Raw genomic sequence first — 12054 nt, 5'->3', positions numbered from 1 at the left:
CCCATGTCCCGCAGGCTCCACCTCGCTCTGCATCCGTACGGCGTCGGCGGCCCCGGCCAGCACGGCCTCTGGAAGGACCCGGGCGTCGCCAAGAACGCCAGCATCGACATCAATTACTACATCCAGCAGGCCAAGGCCGCCGAACACGCGCTCTTCGACGCGCTGTTCGTCGTCGACAGCCAGTTCATCAACGCCACCTATCCCTCGCACTACCTGAACCGGCTGGAGCCGCTGACCCTGCTGTCCGCGGTCGCCACCCACACCAAGCACATCGGCCTGGTCGGCACGGCGAGTTCCACGTACAACTCGCCGTTCAACCTGGCCCGGCGCTTCGCCTCCCTCGACCACATCAGCGGCGGACGGGCCGGCTGGAACGTGGTGACCAGCTTCGACACCGGTACGTCCCGGAACTACGGGCTGGACGAGCACCTCGACTACACCACCCGTTACGGCCGCGCCCTGGAGTCCGTACAGGTCGCCCGTGGCCTGTGGGACTCCTACGAGGACGATGCCTTCCCCGCGGACGTGGAGCGCGGCGTCTTCCTCGACCCGTCCAGGCTGCACGCCCTGGAGCACGTCGGGGAGCACTTCAAGGTCGCCGGGCCGCTCAACCTCTCGCGCTCGCCGCAGGGCCAGCCGGTCATCTTCCAGGCCGGGGTGTCCCCCGAGGGCCGCGACCTCGCCGCGCGCGTCGCGGAGGGCATCTACGCGCCCGGCGGCACGCTGGAGCAGGCGCGGGAGTACTACGCCGACATCAAGAAGCGCACGGCGGCCTACGGGCGCGACCCCGACCACATCAAGGTCTTCATCCACGGCGGCCCGGTCGTCGGTGCGACCGACGAGGCGGCCAGGCGCCGGGAGCGGGAGATCTTCGAGGAGGACAACGACTTCGCGAGCAACCTCGCACTCCTCGGCCGCTCCTTCGGCGCGTACGACTTCAGCGTGCACGACCTGGACGCGCCGTTCCCGGACGTCGCGCACCTCGCCGAGAAGGGCGGCCGGACGGGCGCCGCGAAGATCATCGAGCGTGCGAAGGCGGAGAACCTGTCGCTGCGCCAGGTCGCCGAATCGGTGAACGCCTTCCGCCGCTCCCCCTTCGTCGGCGCGCCCGAGACCGTCGCCGACACCATCGAGACGTGGTACGACGCCGGCACCCTGGACGGCATCAACCTGGCCTTCCGCAACAACGACGACCTCGACCGCTTCGTGGACGGTGTGGTTCCGCTCCTGCAGAAGCGCGGTCTGTTCCGCACGGAGTACGAGGCGGACACCCTGCGCGGCAACCTCGGGCTGCCCGTCCCCGCCAACCGCCACACCGCCGAGCGCGAGGGCGTGACCGGCTGATGCCCGACGCACCCGCGCCGACCCGGTCGGACGCACCCGACTCCCCGCACCCTCCGCACCACCCGCACCACCCGCACCACCCACACCACCCGCACCACCCGCACCACCCGCACCACCCGCACCACCCGCACCACCCGCACCCGTTGAACGTACGCACCGCCACCCGCAGGAGCCTCGTATGACCGAGTACACCGACTACTTCGGGCCGGAGGGCCTTCGCACCCGCGGCACCGTCGTCGTCGTGCCCGGCCGGGGCGAGTCCCGGGCGGCGTACGCCCGGCTCGGCCGGCGGCTGGCCGCCGACGCCTACCGCGTGCGCGTCGTCGACGCCCCCGGCATCGACCCGGACGACCCCGCGGGTTCGCTGCACCGTATCGGCGGCCGACTGGCCGAAGCCGCCGAGGGCGCGTCGCCCGGCGAGGGCGGGGTGGTCCGGCCGCTCGTGCTGCTGGGCGCCGACTCGGGCGCCGTCGCCGTCGCGGCACTCGTCGGCGGGGACGGCGCGCCGTCCGCCGTACGCCCGGACGCCGTCGTCCTCGCCGGGATCCCGTCCCGCACCGCCACGGCCGTCGGCGGCTGGGAGGACGAGCTCGACGCCCGCACCGCCTGCCCCGCCCACCGCGGAACGCTCACCGAGGACACCGGAACGCGGCGGGGCGCGCTCGACGAGGCGATCCCGGCGTCCCTGCTCGCAGCCGCGTACGAGGGCGAAGCGGGCGTCCCCGCGCTGCTCCTCGTCGGCGACCACGACCCGCTCGCGGACCGCGAGGCGCTCGCCCGTACGGCGAAGACGCTGGGCCGTGCCCGCCTGTCGGTCGTCCGCGACGCACACCACGACGTCCTGAACGACCTGCAGCACCGTTCGGTCGCCGCGGAGATCGTCACCTTCCTGGAGACCCTGCGCAACGAACTGGTGCCGGTCGTCACGGTCGATACGAGTGCCTGGTGAACGCCGTCACACCCGGCCGCACCCGGCACTCCTGACCCACCTGACCTTTTGATCCGCCTGCCCCGAAGAGAAAGGCCCGCCCGATGGCTACCATCCTGTCCGTCTCCGGAAGTCCTTCCGCCACCTCCCGCACCGCACGGCTCCTGCGCCATCTGGACGACCGGCTCAGGGAGCAGGGCCACGACGTGACCCCGCTGGACGTCCGCACGCTGCCCGCCGAGGCGCTGCTGGGCGCCGACTTCGGTCACCCGGCGGTCGTCGGGGCCACGGCCCTGTTCGAAAAGGCGGACGGCGTGGTGATCGGCACCCCCGTCTACAAGGCCGCCTACTCGGGGCTGTTGAAGACGCTGCTGGACCTGCTTCCGCAGTACGCCCTGGCCGGCAAGACCGTGCTGCCCCTCGCCACCGGCGGCAGCCCCGCCCACGTGCTGGCCATCGACTACGCGTTGCGGCCCGTCCTGAGCTCGATGGGTGCGGCACACATCGTCCCGGGCTGGTTCACCGTGGACAAGGACATCGCCGTCGGTGAGGACGGCGCCCTCACCGTCGCCCCCGGTACGGCCGAGGCCCTGGCCCAGGTCACCGACACGTTCTCCCGGGTGCTCGGCGGGCGCACGGCGGTACTCGCGGCCACGGCCTGATCAGCGTTTGAGGAACGATCGGGGGCTGGTGTCGGAAACGTCCGGCACCAGCCCCCGGCTCTTTTGGACCGGGACGGCAGGGTCCGAACCCGCGCCCCTTGGCCCCCGCGATCGAAGTGCTCGCTGCGAAGGTCACCGCGAGGGACTCCGTCCACCCCGGCGGGCTGCGTCCACACGCCTGCTCCGAAGAGACTTCTCCATCGGCGTGTGCACCACGGTCGCGGCCGGAACGGCGCCTGCCGAGCCCGGAGATCGGCCGCCTCCGGCGGGAAAGGTGGTGGCCCTCGACTCGGGCCGACGTGTCAACACCTCGTGGAGCCAGGCATGATGGGGCCGTCGGCACCCTGCCAGGGGCGATCGGCGCCGTGAGTCTGCGAGAGATGGAGAACGCGTGTCACGCCAGGTACTGACGGTCCGCCCCGACGGAACCGGCGGCTTCCGCACGATCGGTGAGGCGCTCGTGGGGGCGCGCAGCGGCGCGGTGATCAGCGTGGGTCCCGGGACGTACGAGGAGAGCCTCGTCGTCGGCATACGGGTGACCATCGTCGCCGAACAGTCGCGCGGGACGGTGGAGATACGCCCCCGGCGCGGCAGCGTGATCAGTCTGCGCGCCGACGCCGTGATGCTCACCGATCTGGTGCTGCGCGGCGGGGACGAGGACGTGCCCGCCGTGGACGCGGTCCGCGGCCAGGTGGCCATGGACGGCTGCGAGGTCACCGGGTCCGCGTGGACGGCCGTCCTTGCCCGAGAGGCCGGTTCGCTCGCGATGCGCGACTGCCGGATCAGTAACAGCGTGGGGGCCGGGGTGGTTGTCACTTCCGCCGTGGAGAGCTCCCTGGAGTCCTGCACCGTCGAGCATCTGGGCACGTCCGGCGTGGTGATCGGGGAACGCGGCCGGGTCTCGGTGCGCGGCTGCACCGTGCGCGACGCGCGGGCCAACGGGATCCTGGCCAACGGCGACGCCCAGGGATCCGTCGAGGACTGCGACATCTCCTCCACCGACCAGCCCGCCATCGCGTTGGAGGGCCGCTCCACCACGCGGGTCCTGCGCACGGTGGTCCACGACGTCGCGATCGGCGTACATCTGACCAGTGCCTCCCGCACCGTGCTGGAGGACATCAGGGTCACCGCGACCACCGGTCCGGCCTTCGTCGTCTCGCAGGGCAGCGACCCGTTGCTGCGCCGCTGCCGTACGGCCCGCACCGGGGGCAACGGCCTGCTGATCACCGACCGGGGCCGCGGCACCTACGAGGACTGCTGGCTGGACTCCTCCCAGGCGCCCGCCCTGCGGGTGACCGGGTCCGGATCGCCGTCGCTGACCTCACTGACCGTGCGGGACTGCGCGGCCGCGTCCGGGCTGCTGCTGGAGGAGGAGTCCACCGCCGAACTCGACCGGGTCGAGGTGGTCGACACCGCCGGCGCCGGTGTCCGGATCGCGACCGGCGCCAACCCGATGATCCGCCGCGCCCGGATCAGCGGCTCGGGCGGCAACGGCGTCGAGGTCGCCAAGGACGGCCGGGGACGGCTGGAGGACAGCGAGATCGCCAGGTCCGGCGCGGCGGGCGTCCATGTGGAGAGCGCGGGCAACCTCTACGTCGGGGGCACCACCGTGCTCGCGCCGACCGCCGCGGGCCTGTCCGTGGGCACCGACGGCACCCTCACGGCCCGCGACTGCGAGATTCGCGAGGCCGGAGCGGACGGCGTGATCGTCGAGGCGGAGGGCGAACTGACCGGCACCAGGCTCCAGGTGGTCGGAGCGCCGGAGTGCGGCGCCGTGATCCGACAGGGCGGGCGCGCGTCGCTCAACGGGTGCACCCTGGCCGGCAGCGGCAAGGACGGACTGCGGGTGGAGACCACCCTGCCGGTGTCCGTCGTCAACTGCACGGTCCGCGACAACGCGGGCGGCGGCCTGGTCCAGTCCCAGCCCGGCGACCGGCTGGCCGTCGAAGGCCTCACCAGCAGTGGCAACGGCCGCCGGGACGCCTGGGGTTACGGCGAAGCCGAGGGCACCGACCCGGCCGGAACCGCGCCGGGCGGCGTGGACGCGCCCGGGGAGAGCGGCCCGCTCGCCGAGCTGGAAGCGCTGATCGGTCTCGCCAACGTCAAGCAGCAGGTCCGCACACTCGTCAATCTCACGCAACTGGCACAACGCAGAGCACAGTTGGGCATGTCAGCACCGCCGATGAGTCGGCACCTGGTTTTCGCGGGCCCGCCCGGCACCGGCAAGACCACCGTCGCGCGCCTCTACGGCACCGTGCTGGCCCAGTTGGGCGCGCTGCGCTCCGGGCACCTGGTCGAGGTCTCACGGGCCGATCTGGTCGCCCAGGTCATCGGTGGCACCGCCATCAAGACCACCGAGACCTTCAACAGGGCTCTGGGAGGTGTTCTGTTCATCGACGAGGCGTACACCCTGACCTCCGACAGCGGGCGTTCGGGGCCCGACTTCGGGCGGGAGGCCGTGGACACCCTCCTGAAGCTGATGGAGGACCACCGCGAGGACGTGGTGGTCGTCGCCGCCGGCTACTCCGGGGAGATGCAGTCCTTCCTCGGCAGCAACCCCGGTCTGGCTTCCCGCTTCTCGCGGACCGTGGAGTTCGAGAACTACGCGGTGCACGAGTTGGTGGCCATCATGGAGAGCATGTGTGCCCGGCACCAGTACGAGCTCGGCGAGGGCACCAGTGCGGCACTCGCCGTTCACTTCGAGCGCATGCCCAAGGACGCCACGTTCGGCAACGGCCGTGCCGCCCGCCAGGTGTTCGAGGAGATGGTCGACCGGCAGGCCGTACGACTGGCCGCGCAGCCCGAGGTGAGCGAACGGGACCTGAGTCTGCTGGTCCCCGAGGACGTGGGGATGGCGGTTCCGGCCGGACCGCACGGGGAGGCGGGCGAGCCGGACCGCGGTGACGCCCTGTCCCGGCTCGGCGACATGGTGGGGCTGGCGGCCGTCAAACGCGATGTCACCGATCTGGTCAACCTGCTGTCGACCGCCCGCCGACGGGAGGCGGCCGGGCTGCCGAGTCCCCGTGTCAGCCACCATCTGGTCTTCACCGGCCCGCCCGGCACCGGCAAGACCACCGTCGCCCGCCTCTACGGCGAACTGCTCGTCTCGCTCGGCGTGCTGCCCCAGGGGCAGCTCGTCGAGGTGGCGCGGGCAGACCTGGTGGGCCGGTTCGTCGGCCACACCGCGCAGTTGACCCGAGATGTCTTCGAACGGGCCCGCGGGGGCCTGCTGTTCATCGACGAGGCCTACACGCTGACGCCGGGAAACGGCTCCTCCAGTTCCGACTTCGGCCAAGAGGCCGTGGACACCTTGTTGAAGCTGATGGAGGACCACCGCGACGAGGTGGTCGTCATCGTGGCCGGCTACACCCGGGAGATGGAGTCCTTCCTGGCGTCCAACCCGGGCCTGTCGTCCCGGTTCTCGCGGCGTGTGGAATTCGCCGACTACACCTCCGACGAGCTGGTCACGATCGTCCGCATGCACGCGGACGGTTCGGGATACGAGTGCGGACCCGGCGTCGGCGGGCTGCTGCGGGAGTACTTCGACTCCCTGCCGCGCGACCGCTTCTTCGGCAACGGACGGCTGGCCCGGCAGGTTCTGGAGTCCATGGTGACCAGGCAGGCGGGCCGGGTCAGCGCCATGGCCTCGCCGGGACTGGACGACCTGCGGCTCCTGCTGCCCGACGACGTACCCGGAGTGCGGACGCCGACGCCGGAGGGGTGAGGGGACGGCCGCTCGCGTCCGGCGGCTGCCCGTAGGATGCGGGACATGTCTCAGCGCCCCCCTCTGGCTCGACTCCCCCACACGGCGCGGATGTTGACCGTGTCCCTGTGTCTGGGAACCCTGCTGCCGCTGGTCTGCGGGCCCGAGGCGTCCGCGGCGGACGGCACCCCGGTGCGGCTGCCCGTGATGCCCGCGCGGCTGGACGCCGACGCGGTCTGCACCGGCGCGTCCGCCCAGCGGGCCACGACCGTTCCCTGGGAGCAGCGGAGTCTCCAGCTGACGCGCACCTGGCCGTTCTCGGACGGTTCCGGGGTGACGGTGGCGGTGGTCGACACCGGAGTGTCCACGACGGCGTCCGCCCTGTCCGGCCGGGTGACCGCGGTGGGTCCTGCGGGTCAGGACTGCGTGGGGCACGGGAGTTTCGTCGCGGGGCTGGTCGCCGCGGCGCCCGTCGACGGGGTGCGGTTCGCGGGGGTCGCCCAGCGGGCGGAGATCCTCGCGGTGCGCGGCACGGACGAACGGGGTGTGGCCACCGCACAGAGCGTCGCGTCGGCCATCGCCGCGGCGACGGCGGCGGGCGCCGACGTGATCACCGTCTCGCCGGCTCTGGTGCAGGGGTCGGACGGGCTGACGAAGGCCGTCGAGGCGGCCCTCGCCAGGGACGTTCTGGTGATCGCGGCGGCCGTGCCGGACCCGCCGGCCAAGTCCTCGGCGCAGGACGGGGTGCCGGCCCCGCGGGACTACTGGCCCGCCTCGCAGCCCGGTGTGCTGTCGGTGCTGGACGTCGACACGCAGGGGCAGCGTCCGGACGACGCCCTGCTGCCGGGCTCCGCCGACCTGGCGGCGCCCGGTGACGGAGTGGTCGGGATCGGCGCGCGCGGCACCGGGCACTACATCGGCTCGGGTGCCTCCTTCGCCGCCGCGTACGTGGCCGGGGCGGCGGCTCTGGTGCGTTCCTCCCACCCCGGCCTCACCGGCGCGGAGACCGCCGCCCGCCTCACCGCGAGCGCCTATCCCGACGTCGTCCCCCGGCTCGATCCGTTCGCTGCCGTGACGCAGGTGGCGCCGGGGAACGCCGCCGGCGCCGCGGCCCCGGCGCCGGGGAACGCCGTGCGGCTGCCCGATGACGATGCGGCCCAGCCGGTCCGCCGGGCCACGCTGTTCGCCGGGGCGGGCGCGGCGCTGATCCTCCTCGTGGCCTGGGCCGCCCTGACGCTCCCCCGGGCCCGCACCCGCCGGTGGCGGCCTGCGGGCGGCCCGGTCGCCGACGAGGGCGGCGCCGGGAGCTGACGGGCGGCCGGCAGCCGCCCGTACCCGTCCGGACACCGCGTCGGACCTGGCCGGGCACGCCCTCCCCGGTCGGACGCGCGCCGGGTCAGGCCCCGTCCCCTCCTCCGGAGGGCTCCGCCGCCTCCGCGAGAGCCGTCTGGATCAACGTCGCCTTGCGCCTGGCGATGTACTGCGCACGTCCCGCGGGCAGGTTGCGCGGCTTGATGTTGCCGAAGACATAGCCCTCCGACGGCGGGCAGGACAGCAGTACGCCCGGGGTGTTGGCCTCGTCGAGACGGCGGAGCAACTGGTCGTTGAGGCCGCGGCCGGCGCCGGTGGCGGAGCGGACCGCGATGACGTGCAGCCCCAGTTCGTGCCCCAGGGCCAGGTGGTCGAAGAGCGGGGCGAAGGGGTGGTCGAAGTTGTTGCTGCCGACCACCATGTCGTAGTCGTCGACGAGCACGAACAGCCTGGGTCCGTGCCACCAGTCGGCGAGCCGCATCCGGGCGGGGGTGATGTCCGGCCCCGGCAGCCGGGTCTTGAGCGCGCGCGCCGAGCCGCCGACGAGTTCCTTGAGAGCGTCGAGGGAGACGGCGTGCCCGAGCTGGTACTCCGGCGGAACGGCGTCCACGAGTTCGCGCCGGTAGTCGACGACCAGGATCCGCGCCTCGGTCGGGGCGTAACGGGCGGTGACCGCCTGCGCGACGAGCCGCAGCAGGTTGGTCTTGCCGCTCTCGGTGTCGCCGACCGCCACCAGGTGCGGGGTACGGCTGAAGTCGTGCCACACCGTGGAGAGTTGCGCCTCGTCCTGGCCCAGCGGCAGCCGCAGTCCGTCGCCCAGCTCCGGGGCGGGCAGCGTGGAGGCGGACAGCTGGTGCGGCAGCATCCGTACGGCGGGCGCGGGTTTACCCGACCAGTGCTCGGCGATTCTCTCCACCAGGGCGGTGACACCCTCGCTGAGGTCCTCCGGGGTGGTGACGCCGTCGAGACGGGGCAGGGCGGTCAGGAAGTGCAGTTTCCCGTCGACCGTGAGCCCGCGTCCGGGCAGCCGGGGCACGGCGGCCGCCTTGCGTACGTCCACCACGGAGTCCATGGGGTCACCGAGCCGCAGTTCCAGCCGGGTCGCGCTCTGGTCACGTACCTGCGCGCTCAGTTCCACCCAGCGGGTGGTGGTGGTGATCAGGTGGATGCCGTAGTTGAGACCGCCGGTGGCGAGCTGGTTGAACGTGGGCAGCAGGTGGTCGAAGTTCTGCTTGGCCTGAGCCCAGCCGTCCACCACGAGGAAGACGTCCCCGTGTGCCTCGTCGGCGAACTCCCCGGCCGCGCGCCGGCGCCGGTAGGTGGCCATGGAGTCGATCCCCTGGTCGAGGAAGAACTGCTCACGGTGGTTGAGCACGGTGGTGACCTCGGCCACCGTACGACTGATCCGCTCGCTGTCGAGGCGGGAGGCGACCCCGGCGACGTGCGGCATCCCGGTGAGCGAGGAGAGCGTGCCGCCGCCGAAGTCGAGGCAGTAGAACTGCACTTCGGCCGGAGTGTGGGTGAGGGCGAGGGAGGCGAGGAGGGATCGCAGCACGGTGGACTTGCCGCTCTGCGAGCCACCGGCGATGGCGACGTGGCCGCCCCCCGAGGACAGGTCGAGCACCAGCGGCTCGCGCCGCTGGTCGAAGGGCTTGTCGACCAGGCCGACGGGGACCCGGAGCCGTCCGGTACCGGGCCAGCGTGTGGCGCTGAGGCCACGGTCGGCGGTGGGTTCGATGCCGGGGAGCAGAGCGTCCAGGGTCGGCGGTACGTCGAGCGGCGGCAGCCACACCCGGTGCGCGCCGGGGCCGGAGTCGCGCAGCCGGTCGACGGCCACGGCCAGCAGGCTCTCGGCGGACTCCGTCTCCTCCTCCGCCGGGCCGGGGGCGGGGGCGGAGGAGGCCCGCGGCACCACCCAGCCGGCCGTCCAGGGTACGACCTGGCTGGCGACCCTGGCCTGGACGGCGGCACCGCGACGGTGCCGGTAGGGCCCGGAGACGTACGCGGCACGGAAGCGGGTGAGCGCCTCCACCCCGCTCTTGAGGTAGCCGGCGCCGGGCTGCGAGGGCAGTTGGTAGGCGTCGGGCACACCGAGCACCCCGCGGCTCTCCATGGCCGAGAAGGTGCGCAGGCCGATCCGGTAGGAGAGATGGCTCTCCAGTTGGTGCATACGCCCTTCGTCCAGGCGCTGGGAGGCGAGCAGCAGGTGTACGCCCAGCGACCGGCCGAGCCTGCCGATCATCACGAACAGATCCATGAACTCCCGGTGTGCAGCCAGGAGTTCGCTGAACTCGTCGACGACGACGAAGAGGCTGGGCAGTGGGTCGAGCGGCGTGCCGGAGGCGCGGGCCCTCTCGTACTCCAGGGCGGAGGTGTAGTTACCCGCAGCGCGCAGAAGCTCCTGGCGGCGCATGAGTTCACCGTGCAGGGCGTCCTGCATGCGTTCCACCAGTGCGACTTCGTCGGCGAGGTTGGTGATGACGGCGGAGGTGTGCGGGAGTTCGTCCAGGCCGAGGAAGGTCGCGCCGCCCTTGAAGTCGACCAGGATGAAGTTCAGCGTCTCGGAGGAGTTGGTGAGGGCGAGTCCGAGGACCAGGGTGCGCAGCAGTTCGCTCTTGCCGGAGCCGGTGGCGCCGATCAGCATGCCGTGCGGGCCCATTCCGCCCTGCGCCGACTCCTTGATGTCGAGTTCCACGGGTGTGCCGTCCGCACCGACGGCCACTGGGACCCGCAGCCGGGCGGCGCCGGTGTGGCGCTTCCAGAGGGTGTCGGGAATGTGCCGGAAGAGATCGGGGATGCCCAGCAGCGTGGTCAGCTGCACGTCGGAGCTGAGGGGTTCGGCGATGTCCGCGGCCAGGCTCATGCGGTACGGGGCGATCAGCCGGGCAAGTGCCTCGGCGGCGACGGGTCCGACCTGGTCGGGGCGGCCGAGGAGGGTGGCCTGCTCCTTGCGGCTGCGGTCGGTGCGCACCAGGCGGACGGCGTCGGGGGCCACGTCGAGGCGCAGGGTGGTGCGGCCGGGGCGCCATGCGAGGGCTTCGGAGAGGTCCAGCACGACGGTGTTGCGGAAGCCGGGGCCGTCCAGCCGGTGGCCGGAGGGCACGGTAACGCCGTCGACCACGATCACGGTGTAGGGCTCGTCACGTCCCGGCGCCGCGTCCGGGTCGAAGGCCGGGCGCTCGGTGAACTCGGCGCCGAGCAGATCCTCCAGGTCGTTGAAGGTGCCGGCCACCATGCGGGCGGATCCGGCACCGTCCTGCTCCTGCGGATGCAGGTTGTGCGGCAGCCACTTGACCCACTCCCAGTCCGCGCGCCGCTCGTCGGAGACGCACAGGGCGATCCACAGCTCCTCGGGCGGGTGGAACACGGCCAGCTGGCTCAGTGCGGCGCGGACCATGGCGCGAGCGGCGGCGTCGTCGCCGCGGGTCAGTACCCGTGACCAGGAACGCAGATAGAGCGCGATGGGCTGGCCGGGCACGGTGCTGTAGGCGCGGATGAAGCGGCGCAGGGCGTGTGCGCTGAGCGGCTCCAGGTCCTCGACGGGTTTGGTGGCCAGCGGATTGAGCCGCATCGCGAACTGCTGGTCGCCGACGGCGATCCGGACCTCGCCGAAGTCCTCGTCCTTGACCCGCCGTTCCCACAACCTGGTGGTGCGGACCATCGAGCGCAGTGTCCGGGGGTGCGGATTCCTCCAAGCCAGGGCCAGTTGCTGTTCGACGACCGTCCGGTGGACCTGGCGTCGGATCTGGGTGAGATAGCGCAGATAGTCCCGGCGCTCTCCGCGCAGCCGCTGCTTGCGCTCACCCGCCTTGCGCATCACCTGGCCGACCATCATGGCGCCGGAGGCCATCACCATCGTGCCCAGCGCGATGTAGGTGAACGAACTGTTACCGCCACCCGGCTTGATGAAGATCAGCATCATGGACACGGACATCATGGCCATCGGCAGGTACGTCCACACCGCCGAGCTGTCCGGCACGGTCTCCGGAAGCGTCGGGGGTTCCTGCAGGCTCAGCTCGCCCTCGGGCATGTCGGGGCCACGGCGGCGGGCCGGTCTGCGAAAGAGAACCACGCTCAACGCAACTGCTCCTTAGGAAAATCGGGGT

General features: G+C 72.2%; 6 protein-coding genes. 5 read left to right on the top strand and 1 reads right to left on the bottom strand.

Annotated features, from left to right (window positions below; all coding sequences use genetic code 11):
• Positions 1–3 precede the first annotated feature (3 nt).
• The 5 genes from ACWCWD_RS00075 (at position 4) to ACWCWD_RS00055 (ending at position 7948) form a co-directional block, all read left to right on the top strand.
• On the top strand, positions 4–1344 hold the full coding sequence (locus tag ACWCWD_RS00075) for an NtaA/DmoA family FMN-dependent monooxygenase (RefSeq protein WP_450768921.1): 1341 nt from the start codon (positions 4–6) through the stop codon (positions 1342–1344).
• 178 nt (positions 1345–1522) lie between these two features.
• On the top strand, positions 1523–2293 hold the full coding sequence (locus tag ACWCWD_RS00070) for an alpha/beta hydrolase (protein ID WP_450768920.1): 771 nt from the start codon (positions 1523–1525) through the stop codon (positions 2291–2293).
• Between the two features lie 83 nt (positions 2294–2376).
• A complete protein-coding gene (gene ssuE / locus ACWCWD_RS00065; RefSeq protein WP_450768918.1) occupies positions 2377–2934 on the top strand; it encodes an NADPH-dependent FMN reductase in 558 nt (185 codons plus the stop codon).
• Between the two features lie 391 nt (positions 2935–3325).
• The gene (locus tag ACWCWD_RS00060) at positions 3326–6658 is read left to right on the top strand and encodes a right-handed parallel beta-helix repeat-containing protein (RefSeq protein ID WP_450768916.1); all 3333 of its coding nucleotides are present in this window, start codon (positions 3326–3328) and stop codon (positions 6656–6658) included.
• 90 nt (positions 6659–6748) lie between these two features.
• Positions 6749–7948 (top strand): S8 family serine peptidase, encoded by a 1200-nt coding sequence (locus ACWCWD_RS00055; RefSeq protein WP_450768915.1) that lies wholly within the window; start codon positions 6749–6751, stop codon positions 7946–7948.
• A gap of 85 nt (positions 7949–8033) precedes the next feature.
• Here the strand turns inward: ACWCWD_RS00055 and eccCa are convergent, their stop codons facing one another.
• Positions 8034–11978 carry a type VII secretion protein EccCa gene (gene eccCa, locus ACWCWD_RS00050; RefSeq protein ID WP_450769646.1) on the bottom strand — a complete coding sequence of 1315 codons (3945 nt, stop codon included), beginning with the start codon at positions 11976–11978 and terminating at the stop codon, positions 8034–8036.
• Positions 11979–12054: the final 76 nt, after the last annotated feature.

The sequence above is a fragment of the Streptomyces sp. NPDC001493 genome, assembly GCF_053597235.1.
This window is presented reverse-complemented; position numbering and strand designations above follow the sequence as displayed.